We start from the raw sequence: 21744 nt of genomic DNA, 5'->3' as shown, positions 1-21744 counted from the left end.
AATACCAAAACAGAACCAAGGAGCAGCGATGCGCCGTCTCTGCGCAACCGCTATTGCGGCTATTTCAATGACTTGCCTCGCGACGCCCGGCGTTGCGCAGTCATTGCTGCCGCTGCCGCAATCGGTCGTGCGCGGATCGGGAAGCGTGACGATCGCGGACGGCGCGACCGTCAGCGCGCCCGCCCCCGCTGCTGCTGCCGCCCGGCTGCTGGTCGAGCATGTCCGCACCACGCGCGGACTGGGCCTGACCGTCACCGATGCGCCAGCGCGCATCCGCTTCGAACAGGACGCCAGTGTCACCGGCGCGGAAGCCTATCGCCTGATCGCCACGTGCGACGGCATCCGCATCCTCGCCGCGACGCCCGCCGGCTTCGTGCACGGCGCGATGACGCTGGTGCAGTTGCTCAGCCCCGATGCGCGTCGCGGCCAGCCGGTGCGGGTCGCAGCGGTGACGATCGACGACGCGCCGCGCTTCGGTTGGCGCGGGTTGATGATCGATCCGGCGCGCCACTTTCTGCCGATGCCCGACCTGCGACGGATCGTCGACCAGATGGCGGCAGTGAAGCTCAACACGCTCCACCTCCACCTGACCGACGATCAGGGCTGGCGCTTCGAGGTGAAGCGCTACCCGAAGCTCACCGAAGCCGGCGCGTGGCGCACCCCGCCCTCGACCGGCGGCCCCGCTCCGACGACGCGCGTCGGCGGCTTCTATACGCAGGACGAGTTGCGCGGCTTGGTCGCTTATGCCGGCGAGCGTGGGATCACGATCGTGCCCGAGATCGACCTCCCCGGTCACGCCACCGCACTGGTCGCGACCTATCCCGAACTGGGCATTCTCGGTGACCGCCCGCCGGTCGGCAATCGCTGGGGGATCGAGCCGTATCTGTTCAATCCGGGGCCGAAGGGGATCGCGTTCGTCAAGGAGGTGCTCGACGAGCTGACCGACGTCTTCCCCGGCACCTATGTCCATCTCGGCGGGGACGAGGCGCTGAAAGACCAATGGCAGCGCAGCCCGGTGGTGCAGGCGCAGATCAAGGCGCTGGGTCTCGAGGACGAGGATGCGCTGCAAAGCTGGATGATCGATCAATTCGGCGCCTATCTGCAGAGCAAGGGTCGACGCCTGATCGGCTGGGACGAGATCCTGGAGGGCGGGCTGCCGGCCTCGGCATCGGTAATGTCGTGGCGTGGTGAGCAGGGCGCGGTCGCCGCCGCCAATCTTGGGCATGACGTGGTCCTGTCGCCGGGCACGCCATTGTACCTCGATCGCGTCCAGAGCCGCTTGGACACCGAGGTGCCGGGCCAGAATGTCGTCAGCTCGCTTGCCGACGTCTACGCCTATGACCCGATGCCCGCCGGCATCCCTGCCGATCGTGCACATCACGTGCTCGGCGCGCAGGGCAATGCATGGAGCGAATATATGGTCACGCCCGCGGAGGTGGAGTTCCACCTGTTCCCGCGCGCCGCCGCGATCGCCGAAATCACCTGGTCGGCGAAGGACCAGCGCAACCTCTCCGGCTTCCTGCCGCGCGTGCAGCGTCAGGCGGCGCGGTGGAGCAGCGGTGGCGTCACCGTCGCGGACAGCGCGTTTGCGGTCGACTTCGCGGTGGCGGGGACGCGCGGCGATGCGCTGCGCGCGAACCGTGTGCCGCTGACGCTGTCGACGCAGGCCGGTTACGGAACCATCCGCTACACTACCGATGGCAGCACGCCGACCGCCCGATCGCGCGTCTATCGTGCGCCGCTGTCGCTGACCCACGGCGTCACGGTGCGCGCGGCGGCCTTCGACGCCGCCGGCCAGCCGACCGCCGCGGTGCGCGCCTTCGATAGCTCGCGCACCGCATTGCTGCTGCGCGCCAACAGCGATCTGGCACCGTGCGCGACCGGCCCCTTCGGGTTGCGCGTCCCGCTGACCCCGGACGCGACCGCGGCATCGCCGGCGTTCAACCTCAATCTGTTCAACACCTGCGCGGTCTATCCGGCCGCGCCGCTGGACGTGGCGGGCGGGTATAAGGTCGAGGTGGTGCGGCTCGCGCGCAACTGGGCGCTCGGCCACGACGGGGCGAAGGCGCGCCAGCAATATGCGGTCTCGCCATACGGCGAGCTGCTGGTCCAGTTGGGCTGCACCGCGGCGGCGAAGGCGCAGGAGGCGGGCGACAAGACCGCCAAGCCGGTCGCCATCGGCGCGTTCCCTTTGCCCGATCCGGCGAGCGCGCCGCAACGCTTCACCTTCGAAGGCACGCTGCCGAAGATGACCGGAGATCAGGACATCTGCTTTCAGTTCACCGCGCCGCTCAGCGACCCTTATTACGCAGTCGGCAGCGTCCAGTTGACGGAGCGCCGCTGATGCGGTGGCTGGCCCTGCCGTTGCTGCTCGCCTCGACCGCGGCGGTGGCGGCACCGAAGACGGTGACGCCGCTCGATCAGGGCTGGCAGGTACGCATCGACCCCCGGGACGCCGACGCCGCGCGCACGCATCCGCGCGCCGCCAAATGGTTCGACGCGACCGTGCCGGGCAGCGTGCAACAGGCGCTGATCGCGACCAGACAGGTGCCCGATCCCTTCAAGGGCACCAACGAGGCGGCGATCCAATGGGCCGGGCTGACCGGCTGGCAATATCAGCGCACGCTCCGGCTGAGCGCCGAACAGATCGCGCGCGGCCATCTCGACTTGGTGTTCGACGCGCTCGACACCTTCGCGACCGTGTCGGTCAACGGCCAGCCGGTGCTGAGCGCCGACAATGCGCACCGGCAATGGCGCGTCGATGCCAAGCGCTTCCTCAAGGCCGGCGACAACATCATCACCCTCACCTTCGCCTCGCCGATCAGGACGATGCAGCCGAAGGTGCTGGCCGAGGCGCACCCGCTGCCCGGCGAATACGACTCCGCGTTCGGCGACGAACCGAAGGGCAAGCAGACCTCCCCCTACATCCGCAAACCCAAATACGACTGGAGCTGGGACTGGGGCCCCCGCATCATCAACATCGGCCCGACGCAGCCGATGCGGCTGGAGGCATGGGACGATGCCCGGCTGGCGCAACTGCGCTTCGAGCAGGTCGCGCTGACCGACGCCGAGGCGCGGCTCGATGCGAAGTTCGACGTGGTCGCCGATCGGAGCGGCCCGGCGCTGGTGCGCGCAACGATCACCGCGCCTGACGGGAAGCTGGTCACCGCCGAGCAGAACGTGACGCTGACGCCCGGCGACAATCGCGTCATCATTCCGCTGACGATCGCGCAGCCGCAACGCTGGCAGCCGGTCGGTTACGGTGCGCAGCCGCTCTACCGGGTGGCAGGCACGCTGGCCGAGAACGGCACCGAGAGCGACCGGGCGGAACGCCGCATCGGGCTGCGCACCGTCGAGCTGATCCGCGGTGGCGGCGCCTTCGGGTTCAAGGTCAACGATACACCGATCTTCGCCAAGGGCGCGAACCTGATCCCCTTCGACAACTTTCCGGCGCGCGTCACGCCCGCCAAGATGCGCGGCCTGCTCGCCGATGCGAAATCGGCCAATATGAACATGATCCGCATCTGGGGCGGCGGTTATTATCTCCCCGATGCCTTCTTCGATGCCGCCGACGAGCTCGGGCTGATGATCTGGTCGGACTTCATGTTCGGCGGCGCGGTGACACCACCCGACGTGGCGTTCCGCGAGAATGTCCGCGTCGAGGCCGAACAGCAGGTCGCCCGCGTGTCCGGTCACCCGTCGATCGTGTTGTGGGCGGGCGGCAACGAAGTGCTGTCGGGCTGGGAAAACTGGTCGGATCGCAAGGCGTTCAAGAAAGCCGTCGGCGCGGACGAGCAGGAACGGATCGGCATCGGGATGGCCGTGCTGTTCGACCGCGTGCTGCGGCAGGCGGTGCGCGACTTCGATCCGGCGGTACCGTACTGGCCGGGTTCACCCTCGACCGATTACGAAGGTCCGGTGGACACCGATGCCGCGGGCGACCGCCATTTCTGGGATGTCTGGTCCGGGTCGAAGCCGGTCGCGAACTATCTGAACTCCTGCCCGCGCTTCATGTCGGAATATGGCTTTCAGGCGATGCCCGATCTGGCGACGATCAAGGACTTCGCGGGCAATCTGAACGTCGCGCCCACCGATCCGGTGATGAAGGCACACCAGAAGTTCCTTGCCGGGGAAGGCAACGACCGGCTGCTCTTCTACATCCGCGAGCGGCTCGGCGAGCCCAAGGGACTGGCGGACTACGTGTATCTGAGCCAGGTCAATCAGGCGCAGGCGATCGAAATGGCGGCGCTGCATCATCGCGCCTGCCGCCCGGTGACGATGGGGTCGCTCTATTGGCAGTTGAACGACACCTGGCCCGCCATCTCCTGGTCGAGCATCGACTATGACGGGCGGTGGAAGCTGCTCCAATATGCCGCGCGACGCTTCTTCGCGGAGCAGGTGATCGTCGCCGAGCACAAGGACGCGGCGACACGCGTCGCGATCGTGTCGGACGCTACGACGCCGCTATCGGGGCGCTGGCGCGTTCGCGGGTTCGATATGGCCGGACATGTGCTCGGCGAGCGCGGCGGCGAGACGATGATCGAACCGCTGGCCGCCAGCGAGGCGGCGACGATCCCCGACGCCGAACTGTTCGGGACGGCCGCGCCGGGTGAGAGCTATGCCGTGGCGGAACTATACTTCGACACCCGCCTGCTGCACCGGCGCATCGTCGAGCGGGTACTCCCCAAGGACGTGCGCTGGCCCGACCCCGGCCTGTCGGTGCGCTGGGAGGGCCGGACCGTGACGATCACCGCGAAGGCGCTGGCGCGCGCGGTGATGCTCGATTTCGGCGCGACCTCCGCCCAGCCGTCCGACGACGGCTTCGACCTGCTGCCCGGCGAAAGCCGCGCGATCACCGTGGCGTCGAGCGCGACGCCCGCACAATTGAAGCGCGCCTTGACGCTGCGCTCGCTGGGAGGACGCAAATGATCTGGCTGCTGTTGGCAAGCGCCGCCGCCGACCCGGTCGCGACGACGATCGCGACGATGACGATCGAGGAGAAAGCCGCGCAGCTGCAAAGCACCGCGCCCGCCGACGCCAAGGCCGGGCTACCCGCCTATGACTGGTGGAACGAGGGGCTGCACGGCCTCGCGCGCAACGGCCATGCCACCGTCTTCCCGCAGGCGATCGGCATGGCGGCGACGTGGGACACCGCCTTGGTCCACAAGATCGGCGATGTGGTCGCCACCGAGGCGCGCGCGAAGTTCAACGCGCAGCCGGTCGGCGCGAACCGCCGCATCTACGAAGGGCTGACGATCTGGTCGCCCAACATCAACATCTTCCGCGATCCGCGCTGGGGCCGCGGGCAGGAAACCTATGGCGAGGACCCGTATCTCACCGGCAAGCTGGGCGTCGCGTTCGTCACCGGCCTGCAAGGCCCGGACCCGCTCCATCCCAAGGTGATCGCGACGCCCAAGCATCTCGCGGTGCACAGCGGGCCCGAGGCCGGACGCGACGGCTTCGACGTCGATCCCAGCCCGCAGGATCTTGAGGCGACCTATCTCCCCGCGTTCCGCATGGCGGTGACCGAGGGCAAGGCGCAGTCGCTGATGTGCGCGTACAATTCGATCCACGGCACGCCGGCGTGCGCGTCGGGCACGCTGCTCAACGATCGCGTGCGCCGCGACTGGGGGTTCACCGGCTTCACCGTCTCGGACTGCGATGCGGTCGCGAACATCCACATGTTCCACCATTACCGGCTCGACGCGGCGGCGGCTGCCGCGGCGGCGGTAAAGGGTGGCAACGACCTGAATTGCGGCAACACCTATTCGGCGATTCCGCAAGCGGTGCAGCGCGGATTGGTCAGCACGGCGGAGGTCGACACCGCACTCCACCGCTCGCTCGACGCGCGTCGCCGGTTGGGGATCGCGTTCGGCGCGACCAGCCCGTGGGCGAACATCAAGCCGGATGCGATCAACACGGCCGGCAACCGCGCGCTGGCGCTGGACGCGGCGCGCAAGGCGATCGTCCTGCTTCAGAACAGTGGCCAGCGGCTACCGCTCGCGCCGGGCACCAAATTGGCGGTGATCGGTGCGAACGCCGACGATCTCGGCGTGCTGCAGGGCAATTACCACGGCACCGCGGTCCAGCCGGTCACCCCGCTGGCCGGCTTGCGTCAGCGATTTGCGAATGTCGCCTATGCGCAGGGCTCGGTGCTTGCCGATGGCGCGCCGGTGGTGCTGCCGGAGACGGCGCTCAGGAACCTGACCGCCAGCTACAGCGTCGGAGGGCGCGAGGTACTGAAGCGTGCCGAGCGCCATATCGACCTCGACCTGACGCGTGTCCCCCCGGCCCCCGGCTTGCCGGTGCAGGGCTATGTCGCGCGCTGGACCGGCACGCTGACCCCGCCAGGACCGGGCGCGTACCGGCTAATGCTCGATCAGGCGCAATGCTGGAAGAATTGCAGCACGCACGACACCGCGACGCTGTCGGTCGGCGGGCGCGTGCTTCATCAGGGCGCAGTCGCCAAGGGCCGGGTCGAGATCGCTTGGGACAGCGACGGCCAGCCGCAGCCGTTCGACCTGACGCTCGATCACAGCAGCCAGGACGAGACGTTCCGCCTGTTGTGGCTCCCACCCGAAGAGCCGCTGGTCGCCGAAGCGGTCAAGGCGGCGCAGGCGTCCGACGTCGTCGTGATGGTCGGTGGCCTTTCCCCTGACCTGGAGGGCGAGGCGCTGCAGGTGCAGGTGCCCGGCTTCATCGGCGGCGACCGCAGCGACATCGCGCTTCCTTTCGCGCAACAACGCCTGCTGACCGCGCTGAAGGCGACCGGGAAGCCGATTGTTCTGGTGCTGGCGAGCGGCAGCGCGGTGGCGGTCGATCCGGCAATGGCCGATGCGGTGCTCGCGCTCTGGTATCCGGGCGAAGCGGGCGGCACCGCGCTCGCCGACGTGCTGACGGGTGCGACCAACCCGTCGGGACGGCTGCCGGTGACCTTCTACAAGGCGACCACCGACCTGCCCGCCTTCGTCGATTACGGGATGAAGGAGCGCACCTATCGCTACTTCACCGGCACGCCGCTCTGGGGCTTCGGGCACGGGCTGTCGTATACGAGCTTCGGCTATGACCGGGTTGCGGGCGCAGCCAGCGTCGCCGCCGGGCAGCCGCTGACCGTCACCGCGCGCGTCACCAACAGCGGACGACGCGACGGCGAGGAAGTGGTGCAAGCGTATCTGGTGCCGCCCAAGGTCGGAAGTGGCGGCTTCACGACGCCGGTGCTGCAACGACAGCTGGTCGGCTTCCAGCGCATTCCGCTCCGCGCCGGCAAGGCCGCCACCGCGCGCTTCACGATCGACCCGCGGATGATGAGCATCGTCGAGCGCGACGGGCGGCGGCACATCGTGCCCGGTGGCTATCGCCTGTGGGTCGGCGGTGGCCAGCCGGGAAGTGCCGCGGGAACCTGGACCGACTTCGCGGTGACCGGAACCGACGTGGATCTACCGAAGTGATCGCCCGCACCCTGTACCCCGGCGAAGGCCGGGGCCCAGTTGGGACGCCCTTCGCGATGGAAGGCAGCACGTCGTCACACTTGTTCCGCAACTGAGTCCCGGCCTGCGCCGGGACACGGAGTATACCCGCATGACCCCCACCCGCCGCCACTTCCTCGCCGGCAGCGCCGCGCTCGCCGCGACGCCCGCCTTCGCCGCCAAGCCGGACGTTGCCAGCAAGCGCCCTGCGCTCGCCGACCGCCGCTTCACCTCGCCCGCGGTCGAGCGCGAACTCGCGCGCGTGTCGAAGCAGATTGCCGACCCGAAGCTGCGCTGGATGTTCGGCAATTGCTATCCGAACACGCTCGACACCACCGTCAAGATGGGCACCATCGACGGACGCCCCGACGCCTTCGTCATTACCGGGGACATCAATGCGCTATGGCTGCGTGACAGTTCGGCGCAGGTCACGCCCTACCTGCACCTCGTCAAGGACGACCCGAAGCTCGGCGAGCTGTTCCGCGGGCTGATTGCGCGACAGGCGCGGTCGATACTGATCGACCCCTATGCGAACGCCTTCATGCAGGATCCGGCGGCCAAGACCGATCTCGAATGGTCGCTCAAGGACCAGACCGAGATGAAGCCCGGCGTCGCCGAGCGGAAGTGGGAGATCGACTCGCTCTGCTATCCGATGCGGCTCGCGCACGGTTACTGGCAGGCGACGCGCGACCCGCGCCCGTTCGACACGACCTGGGCCGAGGCCGCGCGCGCGAGCGTCCGCACCTTCCGCGAACAGCAACGCAAGGACGGGCGCGGTCCGTACAGCTTCCTGCGCACCTCTAACCGCAATACCGAGATGATGCCGCTGGAAGGTTGGGGCAATCCGATCCGTCCGGTGGGTTTGATCGTCTCCGGCTTCCGCCCGTCGGACGACGCCTGCCAATATCCGTTCCTGATCCCGTCGAACCTGTTCGCGGTCACCGCGCTGCGCGAGATGGCGCGCGTCGCCAGTGAAGCCGCGCATGACGATGCGCTCGCCGCCGACGCCACCGCGCTCGCCGCCGAGGTCGAGGCCGCGCTGAAGCAATGGGGCACGATGCGGCTGCGCGACGGCCGCGAGGTGTGGGCGTACGAGGTCGACGGCTTCGGGAACGCCATGTTCATGGACGACGCCAACGTGCCCTCGCTGTCCGGCCTCGGCTATCTCGGCTGCGTCGCGCCCGACGACGCCTTGTGGCGGCGTACCGAGGCGGCGGCGTGGAGCGAGGCCAACCCCTATTTCTTCCGCGGCACGGCGGGTGAAGGGATCGGCGGACCGCACGTCGGCTTGGGTCAGATCTGGCCGATGTCGCTGATCGTCCGCGCGCTCTCCACCACCGATGCGGCCACGATCCGCACCTGTCTGAAGACCTTGCGTGACACCGATGCGGGCACAGGCTTCATGCACGAGACCTTCGACATGAACGACCCGGCCAAATGGACGCGCCACTGGTTCGCCTGGGCGAACGGCCTGTTCGGCGAACTGATCGTGCGGCTCGCGCGCACGAACCCTGCGATCCTCAAGGAAGCCCTGTAATGCTCACCCGCCGCGCCTTGCTCGCGACCACCGCCACCGCCGCGATCGCGCCGCTCCCCAGCTTCGCCGCCGCCCCGCGCCGCGCCGCGCCCAATTTGTTCGTCGGCACCGGTGGCGACGGCCATACCTATCCCGGCGCGACCCTGCCCTTCGGCATGGTGCAGCTGTCCCCCGACACCGATGTGGCGCGCTGGGACACCTGCTCCGGCTATCACCACGGCGACGGCTCGATCATGGGGTTCAGCCACACGCATCTGTCGGGCACCGGGATCGGCGACATGCTCGACGTGCTGGTCGTGCCGACGCGCGGCCCCGTGCAGCTCCAGCCCGGTCCGATCGAGACGCCCGACCAGGGGTATCGCCAGCGTTACTCGGACGAACATGCCGAGCCGGGCTATTACCGTGTCGCCCTGGAAAGCGGCGTCCGCGCCGAGCTGACCGTGACCGAGCGGACCGGCTGGCACCGCTACACTTTCCCCACGGGCGCCGGTCACATCCTGATCGACATGGCGCACATGATCCTCGACAAATGGGACAGCGGACCGCTGATCGACGACGGCAGCCTCACGCTCGACGCCGACGGCACGCTGACCGGCAGCCGTCGCGTCCATCGCTGGTCCAAGGGCCGGCGCATCCATTTCGCGATGCAGCTCTCGCGCAAGCCCGATCGTGTCGCTTTCTACGGCGACGACGACGTCGAACAGCCGAAGGGGGCGACGTCCGTATCGGCGAAGCGCGTCAAGGCGGTGCTGTTCTACGACGATGCCGGCGCGGCGCCGATCGTGATCCGCTGCGGTATCTCGGCGGTCGACGTCGCGGGCGCGCGCGCGAACCTCAAGGCCGAGGCGACCCGCGGCGACTTCGACGGCATCCGTCGCGCCGCCGCGCGCCGCTGGGCCGAGGCGCTGGGCGCGATCACCGTCGAAGGCGGCACCGCCGACCAGCGCACGATCATGGCGAGCGCGCTCTATCACACGATGGTCGCGCCGACGCTCTTCTCGGATGTCGACGGCCGGTACGTCGGGCTCGACCGGCAGGTGCACAATGTGCCCGCCGGCCAGCGCGCGTATTCGACCTATTCGCTGTGGGATACGTATCGCGCGCTCCACCCGCTGCTGACGATTGTCGCGCCGGATCGCGTCAAGTCGCTCGTCGACGACCTGATCCGGCAGACGCAGCAAAGCCCGTACGGCCCATTGGTCTGGCCGTTGCAGGGTGTCGAGACCGGCACGATGATCGGCTGGCATGGCGTGTCGGTGCTCGCCGAGTCGCACGCCAAGGGCATCCCCGCCAATTACGCGGCGGCGTGGCCCGCGATCGCCAAGCGCTCCTTCGATTTCAGCGCGCCCGATCTCGACAACAGCAAGGGCCGCGACCTGTACGACGCCAAGGGCTATGTCCCGGCGGACAAATGGTTCGAAAGCGTCAGCCGCACGCAGGAATATGCCTATGACGATTGGGCGTCGTCCAGGATCGCGCGCGTCGCTGGTGCCGAGGCGGAAGCGGCCCGGCTGCTCAAGCGCTCGGGCAATTGGCGCAACGTCATCGACGCGTCGATCGGCTTCGCACGCCCGCGCTTCGCGGATGGTTCGTGGTGGAAGGACTATGACCCGATCCAGCTCGGGCACATGCCCAAGCCGTGGTGGCGCGATTATACGGAGGCGAACGGCTGGCAGGCGACGTTCCTCAACCAGCACGACGTCTATGGCCTGATCGCGCACATCGGCGGCGACGCCAAGTTCGAGGCGAAGCTCGACACGCTGTTCACCGCGCCGTCGACGCTGCCGAAGAACGCGCCGCCCGATATCAGCGGGCTGGTCGGCCAATATGCGCACGGCAACGAGCCCGACCAGCATGTCGCCTATCTCTATGCCTATGTCGGCGCGCCGTGGAAGACGCAGCGGATGGTGCGACGGCTACTCACCGAGATGTACAAGAACGATCCGAACGGCGTGATCGGCAACGACGATTGCGGGCAGATGAGCGCCTGGTTCGTGATGTCTTCGCTCGGCTTCTACCCGGTCGATCCGGTCGAGGCGGTATACGTATTCGGCTCGCCGCTGTTCGAGCGCGCGACGCTGGCGCTGCCCGGCGGCAAGCGGCTGGTGGTCGAGGCGCCGGGCAACACCGCCGCCACACCCTATGTCACCGCAGTGACGTGGAACGGCCGCCCGTGGACGAAGAGCTGGATCGCGCACGCCGATCTGGTGAATGGCGGCACATTGCGCTTCACGACGAGCGCGACGCCGAACCCGGCGTTCGGACGTGACATGCCGGATCGCCCGCCGTCGTTCGGGCGCACGCCGGCGTGATGGACATGGGCCGTCGCCATTCACCCACGCCGTTCGCCTCGAGTAGGGATCGAGCCTGTCGAGAGCCCGTATCGAGAGGTGGTCCCATGCGGCGTCCTCTCGATAGGCCGTCTCGACGAGCTCGACGGCTACTCGAGGCGAATGGCTGAGGTAATGGGCCGGATTTTTTAAACAATTCAGTGCTTTCGTTTTCGTCAGGAGCCCCCGATGACCGACCTCACCCGCCGCGCGCTGATCGCCGCCGGAGCCGCGACCACCGCGCTCCCCGCCTTCGCACAGGGCACCGGCGCGCCGAAGCCATGGGGCGCGACGCCCTCCAAGCGGCAGGCCGCGTGGCACATGCGCGAGCAATACGCGTTCATCCATTTCTCGATCAACACCTTCACCGATCGCGAATGGGGATACGGCGACGAGAGCCCGAAGCTCTTCAACCCGACCGACTTCGACGCCGACCAGATCGTCGCCGCGGCCAAGGCGGGCGGGATGCGCGGCATCATTCTCACCGCCAAGCACCACGACGGCTTCTGCCTGTGGCCGACGCTGCTGACCGAGCATTGCATCCGCAACAGCCCGTATAAAGGCGGCAAGGGTGATATCGTCGGCGAGATGGAAAAGGCGACGCGCCGCGCCGGGCTCGCCTTCGGCCTGTATCTGTCACCCTGGGACCGCAACCACGCCGAATATGGGCGTCCCGCGTATATCGATTACTATCGCAAGCAGGTCGTCCAACTCTGCACGCGCTATGGCGAGCTGTTCGAATTCTGGTTCGATGGCGCGAACGGCGGCGACGGTTATTACGGCGGCGCCCGCGAGACGCGGAAGATCGATGCGCCGAAATACTATAACTGGCCGTCGATCATCGCGCTGGTGCACCAGCATCAGCCGATGGCCTGCACCTTCGACCCGTATGGCGCGGACATTCGCTGGGTCGGCAACGAAGACGGTATTGCCGGCGACCCGTGCTGGCCGACGATGCCCGCGCATCCCTACGTCCAGTCGGAGGGCAATTCCGGCGTGCGCGGCGCGCCTGTGTGGTGGCCGGCGGAGACCAACACTTCGATCCGTCCCGGCTGGTTCTACCACGCCGACGAGGACGCCAAGGTAAAGAGCCCCGCCCGCCTGCTGCGCTATTTCGACGAATCGGTCGGACGCGGCACCAACATGCACCTCAACATCCCGCCCGATCGCCGCGGCCGTGTCGCCGATCACGACGCCGCGGTGCTCAAGAGCTTCGGCGACGCGCAGGCGCAGACCTATGCCCGCAATCTGGCCCAGGGCGCGGTCGCACATGCCAGTGCCGAGCGCGGCCGCGCCTTCGCCGCGTCGCGGGTGCTCGACGGGCGCCGCGACACCTATTGGTCGACGCCCGATGGCGACACAACGCCGACGCTGACGCTCGACCTGCCACCCGGCCGGACGTTCGACGTGATCCGGCTGCGCGAATACCTCCCGCTCGGCGTCCGCGTGACGAAGTTCGCGATAGACCTTGAGGAAGCCGGGCAATGGCGGACGGTTGCCGAGCATGAGTGCATCAGCGCGCAGCGGATCGTGCGCCTGCCGCAACCGTCCTCGGCGCGCCGGCTGCGGCTGCGCATACTCGATGCCCCCGCCTGCCCCGCGATCAGCGAGATTTCGCTGTTCCGCCAGGTCCAGCCCGTCCCCGTCGCGCCACCCAAGGTATCCGATCCGACGATCATCCCGCGGCAGGGTTGGTCGATCGTCACCGCCAGCGGACCCGGCGCGGAGAAACTGATCGACGGCGACGCGCAGACGCGCTGGACGGTGCCGTCACCGACGGCGGCCAATCCCGCGAGCGTGACGATCGACCTCGGCCGCGTCCTGCCACTCGCCGGCTTCAGCCTCACTCCATCGCGCACCATCGCCAAGGATACTGCGCCGCCGCGCGGCTATGATGTGGAGACGAGCGCCGACGGCAAGAACTGGGTGCCCGCGGCGACCGGCGAGTTCGCCAACATCGCCTACGCGCTCGCCACCCAGCGCGTGCCGTTCGCAGTCCGGCAGGCCCGCTACCTGCGGCTACGCTTCGAGGCACCGGCGATCCCGGCGGGCAACCTGACGGTCGCCGAAATCGGAGCGTTCACGGGCTGACCACCGCGCGCCGGCCCTTAGCCGGGGTTCCGCTTGTTCGGTCCGGAACGTCCCCTCCCGTCATTGCGAGCGCAACGAAGCAATCGCTACGCTCGCAATGACGGCCCCGAGCGCAACAAACCCGAGACGGCGTAAAAAATCAAAACGCCGACCAGTCGTCCTCGCTCGCCTTCAGCGCGGTATTGCCGATCGTGCGCGGCAGCGGACGGGTCGGCGCGGTGATGTGGCGCGCGCGCGGCGCGCTCACCGCGACCGGCGCCGAGCGCACCGGTGCGTCGTCGACGGTAAAGATCGCCACCGCCCCCGCGAGTTGCTCGGATTCGCGCGCCAGCAGGTTCGCGGCGGCGGTCGATTCCTCGACCATCGCGGCATTTTGCTGCGTCACCCCGTCCATCTCGCTGATCGCAATATTGACCTGTCCCAGGCTTTCGGCCTGATGATCCGACGCGCGCGCGATCGTCGCCATGACGTCGCTGACACTGCCGACACGGTCGATGATCCGTTCCAGCGCCTGTCCGGTTTCGTCGACCAGCTCGACCCCCGACTTGACGTGGTGGATCGCCGACATGATCCGCGTCTTCACGTCGGCCGCGGCATCGGCGGAACGCTGCGCCAGCGCGCGCACCTCGCTGGCGACGACAGCGAAGCCCTTGCCCGCCTCCCCGGCCCGCGCCGCCTCGACGCCGGCATTGAGCGCGAGCAGATTGGTCTGGAACGCGATGCCGTCGATCACGCTGATGATATCGGCAATTTCACGGCTCGCCTGATCGATCCCGTTCATCGCCGCGACCGACTTGCGAACGACCTCGCCGCCCTGCTGTGCGGCGTTGCGCGCCTCGGCCATCGCCTTGTTGGCATCGGCGGCGTTGGTCGCGCCTTCGCGGACGGTGCCGGTGATCTCGTCCATCGCCGCGGCGGTTTCGCGCAACGATGCCGCCTGCTGCTCGCTGCGTGACGACAGGTCGCGCGCGGACTGGCTGATCTCCTCGGCATTCTGCTTGATCGTCTCGACGCTGCGCCGCACGTTGCACGTCAGGTCCGAAAGCTTGCCGACCGCACCGTTGAAGTCCTTCGACAGCACGGCATAGGACCCCGGCAGCGCCGCCAGCCGCACCGTCAGGTCGGCTTCGGACAGACGGTGCAGCCCGTCGCCGATCGCGCGCATCGCCAGTTCGCGCTCTTGATCGGCGGTCAGCTTGGCCTGCGCGGCGTCGCGGAACACCAGCACCGCGCGCGCCATGTCGCCCAGTTCGTCCGCACGCGCGGTGTCCGGCACGTCGATCGCGCTCTTGCCCGCGGCCAGGTCGGCCATGCGCCGCGTCAGCGCGCTCACCGGCCGCGCGATGCTTCGGCTCAATGCGGTCTGCAACAGCACCGCGATCCCGATCAGCGCGATGCCGCCCAGCACCAGCGCGATCGTCGCGGTGGTCAGCACCTGCGCCTGCTCGGCGGCATTCTCGTCGATCGCGGCGGTTTCCTGATCGCGCAGGTCGCGCAACGGCAGCACGATCGCGCTGGTCAGCACCTTCTTGCCGGCATCGCGCACCGCCTGTTCGGCGACCTCGCGCTGTCCGGCCTTCACCATCGCGACCAGCCGGTTGCTCCAGTCGCGCCGCCACTTGGCGGTCTGTTCGCGCGACGTGAGCACCAGCGCGCGCTGCGCCGGGTCGGTCAACATCTGTTCGAGGGCGACCGTCGCCTGGTCATATTCCGCGCGCGCTTCGTTGTACGACTTCAGATACGTCGGATCGGCTGTGACCAGATACCCGCGCAACTGGCTGTTCTCGCGCAGGATCGACGTCTCCAGCGTCAACGCCTTGGCATAGACTTCCTGGCTGTGGTTGTTGCTCGCGGTCGCCGCGCGGATCATCCAGATATTGGCGAAGAACACGACCATCATGATCGCCGCCGAGGCATTGATGACGAGGAAGGAAAACCCAGCTTCCTCGGTATGCTCAGAGTCTTGAACATCTCTGTTCTTTCTGCCGCAGGGGCTCGTATGTACGCTCTGCGTCTAGCGTCGGTTAGTTAAACATGGATAAAGGCGGGATTTTTACCCGATCCAGTCGATCCACGCGCCATAGGGATGGCACGTCGCCAGCACGCGTGTGTCGCCGCCAGGCCAGCAGCTGAGCCGCAGCTCCACTTCACTGCGCGTCCTGTCCCATTCGAACGCGATCCGCGCCAGCGGCCGCTCGGCATCCGCGCGCGCGCCCGCAGCGGCGATGCAGCGGTCCAGCGACGCACGCGCCGCCGCGTCGACATATTGCGCCATCATCGAATGGAAGACCACGCGCCACCGCCCGGCAGGCTGCGGCGTCGCCAGCCGCTCCGCCAGCCACGTCGTCGCATTGGCATGCGCGATCCGCGGCGGATGCTGCCGCGCCACCACCAGCGCCGCCGCGAGCCGCGCCGCGCGCGCCGGCTGGTCGGCGAAGACATAGGCCATCAACCGCTCGCACGTCGCGGGGTCGTGCGGGTCGAGCGGATCGAGATCGACCCCCTCCGCCGCCACGACGTCGACGGTCCGGTCCGGTGCCGCCGCGCCGCGCCACTCGGGCGCGATCCGCACCGCCGACTCGGCCGCCCCCGCCGAGACTCCGCCCAGATCGTAGCGATAGCGAGCGAGGTTGAGGTTGAGCCCGGCGCTCGCCCCCAGTTCGATCAACTCGACCGGCAACGCCACCCGACCGACCACTTCCATCAACGCACCCAGGATCGCGGCCGCGCGGCCGACCTCGTTGGTCTGCGGCATGTCGCGCAGCCAGCGCGCGATGAAGGCATCGTGCGCCCGCAACGCCGCGCGCACCGCACCGTCGAAATCGTCATGCGCGCCGCGATACAAGGCGCCGAGCACCGGCGGCGTGTTGCGGCGCGCCAGCGCGTGCAACGCCGCGTTCAGCCTCATCGCCACCGCCGCCGCCGCCGGGTCACCCGGCCAGTCCGCGAGCATCGCGCAGGTCAGCGGCGCGTGCGTCAATTGCCGCGCGGCGGCGGCCAGCACGTCGGCGACGAACGGCGAGCCGATCGCGCGCATCACCGCCGACTGGCGCAGCAACTCGCCCGATCGATCCTCCGGCATCACCGTCCTTACCGACTGCAACAAAACGCACCCCCGCCGGCGCCGTCGCCGTTCTGCGATCAGCCATGCAAGTCATTGGTTGTGATCGTATTAACCGCCGTACTCTTGGCGGCTACTTCGCCGCGCCTCGGCGCATTTAACGTCATCTTAGGAGAGATCGGGCAGATCGACCGCAGACCGGTTCCCCGTCGGCGGATCAAGCGCGGGAAATCGACCATCTCTGGGGACGGAAGGGACCATCGTGATCGCACATCGCTTCGGCCCGCGCCGTCCCTGCGTCATCTGACAGGAAAGTCCGCGATGTCGATCGTCCTCAGCTCCCGATTGGATACCGCCGCGGCGGCGCCGCTGCGCCAGTCGCTGCAAAAGCTGGTCGAGGCCGCGGAGCCGATCGCGATCGATGCCGGCGCCGTCGACCAGATCGGGCAGGCGTGCCTTCAGGTGCTGGCCGCGGCGCGCGCCGCCGCCGTGGCGCGCGGCCTGCCGTGGCAGGTCGCCTTCCCCAGCGTCGCGATGATCGAGGCCGGCGAGCTTGCCGCGCTCGACGTCCTCGCCGCCGCCTGACCTCAAGACCCTTTTCGCGCAGGAGCCCGACCTTGGACCTCGATGCAATCCAGCAGATCTTCTTCCAGGAATGCGAAGAAGGCCTGGCCGGCATGGAAAGCGCCTTCGCCGCGCTTCGCGACCAGCAATATGACGGCGAGACGATCAACGGCATCTTCCGCGCGGTCCACTCGATCAAGGGCGGGGCGGGCGCGTTCGGGCACGAGCGGCTTCAGGCCTATACCCATCAGTACGAGACGCTGCTCGACCTGTTGCGCAGCGAGTCGCTGGCACTCACCCCGGCGCTGGTCGACCTGATCGTCGCCGCCTTCGACATGCTCGCCGATCATGTCGCCGCGGCGCGCGACGGTGGCGACGCGCCCGACGACGCGGCGATGCTGGCGCGGCTGATCGCGGCGGCGAGCGGCGAAGCGGCACCCGCGCCCGAGCCGGTAACCATCGAGGCGGTCACCGATACCGCGCCGATCGGCATCGGTGACGATTTCGACGACCTGATGGCGATGCTCGACGATGTCGGCGGTCCGGCTGCGGCACCGCCCGCAGAGGACAATGACGAAGAAGCAACCCCCGGCTGGCTGCTGACCTTCCGCCCGCCCGCCAACGGACTCGACAATGGCGGCGAGCCGCTGCTGCTGCTCCGCGAATTGCTGCGGATGGGCGCGCAGGTGCTGTCGTGCGACGCCGACACGCTGCCCCCGCTCGCGACGCTCGATCCCGAACTCTCATATCTGGCATGGCGGATCGCGGTGCCTGCGGCGGTCGCCGAAGACGACATCCGCGGCGTCTTCGAATTCACCGACGGCTGCGCGCTGACGCTGGAGAAGGTCGCCAGCCTCCCGCCGGCCGCGCCGCCGACGGTCGTGGTCGCTGCGGCACCGGAGCCGGTGGCGGCTCCGCCGGTCGCCCCTGCCCCTGCCCCCGCGCCGATCGCGGCTGCCCCGGCACCGACGCCGACCCCGGCCCCGACGCCCGTTGCCGTGGCACCGGCCGCCGCTCCCGCACCGCGTCCCGTGGCCGCCGCCCCCGCCGCACCGCCGACCCCGGTCGCCCAGACGATCCGCGTCGACCTCGACAAGCTCGATCGACTCGTCAACCTCGTCGGCGAACTCGTCATCACCCAGGCGATGCTCGCGCAACGGCTGAGCGAGAACGACATGGCCGGCATCTCCGAGCTGACCGACCTCGATCACCTGACGCGCGAGCTTCAGGAATCGACGATGGCGATCCGCGCACAGCCGATGAAGACCGTCTTCAGCCGCGTGCCGCGCATCATCCGCGAACTCGAGGGCGAAACCGGCAAGCGCGTCCGGCTCGACATCGAAGGCGAGATGACCGAGGTCGACAAGACCGTCGTCGAGCGGATCGGCGAGCCGCTGACGCATCTGATCCGCAACGCGGTCGATCACGGGCTGGAAACCACCGAAGAGCGCATCAAGGCAGGCAAGCCCGAAACCGGTGTCGTCACGCTCTCGGCCGCGCATCATTCGGGACGGATCGTCATCACCGTCGCAGACGACGGACGCGGGATCGACCGCACGCGCGTCCGCGCCAAGGCGGTCGAGCGCGGGATCATCCTGCCCGACGCGGTGCTGAGCGACGAGGAAGTCGACAATCTCATCTTCGCGCCCGGCTTCTCGACCGCGGCGACCGTCTCGAACATCTCGGGGCGCGGCGTCGGCATGGACGTTGTGCGCAAGAACGTTCAGGCGCTCGGCGGGCGGATCGGCATCCATTCGCGCTTCGGGTCCGGGTCGAGCTTCTCGCTCAGCCTGCCGCTCACGCTGGCGGTGGTTGACGGCATGATCGTCACGGTCGGCGATCAGACGTTCGTGATCCCGCTCAGCCACATCGTCGAAAGCCTGCGGCCCTCGGACCGGTCGGTCACCGCGATCGGCATCAACGGAGCAGTACTCGACGTGCGCGGCTCCTATGTGCCGATCTATCCGGTCGCCGAACAGCTCGGCATCGGCAGCGGCGAGCGCGATCCCGAGAAGGCGGTGCTGATCGTCGTCGAAGGCGATCAGGGTCAGGCCGCGCTGCTGGTCGATTCGATCCAGGATCAGCGACAGGTGGTCGTGAAGAGCCTCGAGGCCAATTACCAGGCGATCGACGGGCTGGCGGGGGCGACGATCCTCGGCGACGGGCGCGTCGCGCTGATCATCGACGTCGACGCGCTCACCTCGCAGCGTGCGCGGCGCGGGCAGCTGGCGCACGCCGCGTGACCGCCGCGCTCGCCATCTCCTCGGCGAAGCGCGAGTTCGACTTCGCGCCCGCCGATCACCAGCGGATCGCCCGGATCGTCTACGACACGCTCGGCATCCTGCTGCCGGAAGGCAAGTCGCAGCTCGTCTACGGTCGCGTCGCCCCGCGCGTGCGCGCGTGCGGACTGACCAGCGTCTCGGCCTATCTGAAGGTGATCGAGGACGACGAGGAAGAGCGCAACCGGATGCTGGATGCGCTGACCACCAACCACACCAGCTTCTTCCGCGAGGCGCATCATTTCGACGATTTCGTCGAGCGGATGTGGCCGACGCTCGCGCAACGCCTGGTCAATGGCGGGCGCGTGCGGCTGTGGTCGGCGGCCTGCTCCAGCGGCGAGGAACCCTATACGTGGCTGATGGCAGCGCTCGGCCATGATCGGTCGGCGGCGCAGCGGTTGCTCAAGGGCGATCTGCGGATGCTCGCCACCGACGTGTCGCCCAGCGTGCTGGAGACGGCGCGCGCCGGCCGCTATTCCGCCGACACGCTGCGCACCGTGCCGCCCAAGATGCGCGCGACCTGGGTCAGCGACCGGCTGACGGTCGACCCGGCGCTACGCGAGGCGATCTCGTTTCGCCCGCTCAACCTGCTCGGCCCATGGCCGATGAAGGGGCGGTTCGACGCGATCTGCTGTCGCAACGTCATGATCTATTTCGACGAACCAACGAAGGCCAAGCTGCAGTCACGGCTGGCCGACCATCTGGAGACCGGGGGGATGCTCTACATCGGCCATTCGGAGCGCCTCGCGCCCGAAATTGCCTCGCGGTTCGAGTGCGTCGGCCGCACCGCCTATCTGAAGGTGCGCGCATGAGCGTTCGCACCCTCGTCGTCGACGACTCGCTGACGATGCAGGCGCTGATCCAGCGCACGCTCGCCAACGATCCGCATATCCAGGTCGTCGGCACCGCATCGAGCGCCGAGGAAGCGCGCGCGCGGATCAAGGAACTCGATCCCGATGTCGTGACGCTCGACATCGAGATGCCGGGCATGAACGGCCTCGACTTCCTCGAACGGCTGATGCGGCTGCGTCCCACGCCGGTCGTCATGCTCTCGACGCTGACCTCCGAGGGCGCGGACGCCAGCATCGCCGCGCTCGAACTCGGCGCCTTCGAATGTTTCGACAAGCTGGCGCTGCGCCGTCCCGAAGAGGCGATCCGCCTGCCCGCCCTGGTCCGCGCCGCCTCCGGGTCGCGCGGCCGGAGCGCCGCGGCGGCGCCGCGCATCGCCGAGCCCGCGCCTCAGGCCGATTACGTCCCGCGCGATCAGTCGATGATCGCGGTCGGTGCGTCGACCGGCGGGGTCGAGGCGCTGATCGAGCTGCTCTCCGGCTTCCCGGCCAACTGCCCGCCGACCGTGATCGTCCAGCACATGCCGCCCAGCTTCACCGCCAGCTTCGCCGCGCGGCTCGATCGCCTGTGCAAGCCGAGCGTCGAGGAAGCCCGCGCGGGCGCGGTGCTGCGCCCCGGCAAGGTCTATCTGGCGCCGGGTGGCGATCAGCATCTCGAGATCGCCGGGCCTGCAACGCGGCGCTACTGCCGCTTGCTGGCCGGCCCGAAGGCGAGCGGACACCAGCCGTCGGTCGACGTGCTGTTCCACTCGGTCGCGCGGATCGCCGGTGGCGATGCCGTCGGCGCGATCCTGACCGGTATGGGCGCGGACGGTGCCGAGGGGATGCTCGCGATGCGTCAGGCCGGTGCCTTGACGATCGGGCAGGATGAATCGTCCAGCGTCGTCTACGGGATGCCCGCGGTTGCGCATCGCATCGGCGCGGTCGTGCAGCAGATGCCGCTGCGGCGGATCGCCGCTCGCCTGCTCCAGGAGTGTCGTGCATGACGGTGATCGCGCTCCGTGACGGGCTGCGCCGGATCACCGTGGCGCAAGGGGAGACGCGCGTCAGCGACGAGACTGACGTGGTGCTCACCACCGTGCTCGGCAGTTGCATCGCCGCCTGTTTTTACGATCCGGTCGCCAAGGTAGGAGGTATTAACCACTACCTGTTAGCGGAGGGTCATGCCTCCGATCCCGCCTCGATGCAGCGCTACGGCGTCTATGCGATGGAAGTGCTCATCAACGCCATGCTGGCGATGGGCGGGGCACGGTCGCGGCTCAAGGCGCGGATCTTCGGCGGCGCGACGATGCGCACCGGCTTTCGCGACATCGGCGGCGACAACATCGCTTTCGCGCGGCGGTTCTTGCGTGACGAGCGCATCCCGTTGGTCGGCGAGGATGTCGGCGGCAATGGCGCGCGGCGCGTCGAGTTCCGCCCCGCGGTGGGCCTCGCCCGGTGCCGCGTCGTGACCGAACAGGCGATCGCGGCGCCGGTGATCCGGCCGCGCCCCGTCCCGCCGCCGCCGCCGCCCGCGTCGCTCGGCGACGTCGAGTTCTTCTGATTACGCCCCGCATTCTGCCCAGGAG

Annotated in this window: 13 protein-coding genes; 11 read left to right on the top strand and 2 right to left on the bottom strand. The window is 68.6% G+C overall.

Annotated features, from left to right (window positions below; genetic code table 11):
• Nucleotides 1-67 precede the first annotated feature (67 nt).
• From QP166_RS03360 to QP166_RS03335, 6 genes are all read left to right on the top strand, one after another.
• The gene (locus QP166_RS03360; RefSeq protein WP_333914625.1) at nt 68-2344 is read left to right on the top strand and encodes a beta-N-acetylhexosaminidase; all 2277 of its coding nucleotides are present in this window, start codon (nt 68-70) and stop codon (nt 2342-2344) included.
• Nucleotides 2344-4929: a beta-mannosidase gene (locus QP166_RS03355; protein ID WP_333914624.1), complete on the top strand. Its 2586-nt coding sequence runs from the start codon at nt 2344-2346 to the stop codon at nt 4927-4929. Before QP166_RS03360 ends, QP166_RS03355 begins: the two co-directional genes overlap by 1 nt.
• Nucleotides 4926-7448: a glycoside hydrolase family 3 C-terminal domain-containing protein gene (locus QP166_RS03350; protein WP_333914623.1), complete on the top strand. Its 2523-nt coding sequence runs from the start codon at nt 4926-4928 to the stop codon at nt 7446-7448. Before QP166_RS03355 ends, QP166_RS03350 begins: the two co-directional genes overlap by 4 nt.
• Before the next feature lie 130 nt (nt 7449-7578).
• Nucleotides 7579-9003, top strand: coding sequence for a glycoside hydrolase family 125 protein (locus QP166_RS03345; protein ID WP_333914622.1), 1425 nt, complete (start codon nt 7579-7581; stop codon nt 9001-9003).
• Nucleotides 9003-11315: a GH92 family glycosyl hydrolase gene (locus tag QP166_RS03340; protein WP_333914621.1), complete on the top strand. Its 2313-nt coding sequence runs from the start codon at nt 9003-9005 to the stop codon at nt 11313-11315. Before QP166_RS03345 ends, QP166_RS03340 begins: the two co-directional genes overlap by 1 nt.
• 207 nt (nt 11316-11522) lie before the next feature.
• A complete protein-coding gene (locus QP166_RS03335) occupies nt 11523-13424 on the top strand; it encodes an alpha-L-fucosidase (protein WP_333914620.1) in 1902 nt (633 codons plus the stop codon).
• Between the two features lie 139 nt (nt 13425-13563).
• Here QP166_RS03335 and QP166_RS03330 read toward each other — a convergent pair whose 3' ends face one another.
• Both QP166_RS03330 and QP166_RS03325 read right to left on the bottom strand, forming a co-directional pair.
• The gene (locus tag QP166_RS03330) at nt 13564-15324 is read right to left on the bottom strand and encodes a methyl-accepting chemotaxis protein (protein ID WP_333914619.1); all 1761 of its coding nucleotides are present in this window, start codon (nt 15322-15324) and stop codon (nt 13564-13566) included.
• 153 nt (nt 15325-15477) lie between these two features.
• Nucleotides 15478-16506, bottom strand: a complete 1029-nt coding sequence (locus tag QP166_RS03325) for a DUF2332 domain-containing protein (protein WP_333914618.1) — start codon at nt 16504-16506, stop codon at nt 15478-15480.
• 300 nt (nt 16507-16806) lie between these two features.
• Between QP166_RS03325 and QP166_RS03320 the strand changes: the two genes are divergently transcribed.
• The 5 genes from QP166_RS03320 to QP166_RS03300 are packed head-to-tail and all read left to right on the top strand — an operon-like array spanning nt 16807 to nt 21719.
• Nucleotides 16807-17070 (top strand): STAS domain-containing protein, encoded by a 264-nt coding sequence (locus QP166_RS03320; RefSeq protein ID WP_333914617.1) that lies wholly within the window; start codon nt 16807-16809, stop codon nt 17068-17070.
• 32 nt (nt 17071-17102) lie between these two features.
• Nucleotides 17103-19292: a chemotaxis protein CheA gene (locus tag QP166_RS03315; RefSeq protein ID WP_333914616.1), complete on the top strand. Its 2190-nt coding sequence runs from the start codon at nt 17103-17105 to the stop codon at nt 19290-19292.
• Nucleotides 19289-20140, top strand: a complete 852-nt coding sequence (locus QP166_RS03310; RefSeq protein WP_333914615.1) for a CheR family methyltransferase — start codon at nt 19289-19291, stop codon at nt 20138-20140. Before QP166_RS03315 ends, QP166_RS03310 begins: the two co-directional genes overlap by 4 nt.
• Nucleotides 20137-21162, top strand: coding sequence for a protein-glutamate methylesterase/protein-glutamine glutaminase (locus tag QP166_RS03305; RefSeq protein WP_333914614.1), 1026 nt, complete (start codon nt 20137-20139; stop codon nt 21160-21162). The genes QP166_RS03310 and QP166_RS03305 overlap by 4 nt, the downstream gene beginning before the upstream one ends.
• A complete protein-coding gene (locus QP166_RS03300; protein WP_333914613.1) occupies nt 21159-21719 on the top strand; it encodes a chemotaxis protein CheD in 561 nt (186 codons plus the stop codon). Before QP166_RS03305 ends, QP166_RS03300 begins: the two co-directional genes overlap by 4 nt.
• Nucleotides 21720-21744: the final 25 nt, after the last annotated feature.

This window comes from Sphingomonas sp. LR60 (assembly GCF_036855935.1).
Lineage (GTDB): Bacteria > Pseudomonadota > Alphaproteobacteria > Sphingomonadales > Sphingomonadaceae > Sphingomonas.
Note: the sequence above shows the minus strand (reverse complement) of the source record. Positions and strands in the feature narration are given on the sequence as shown.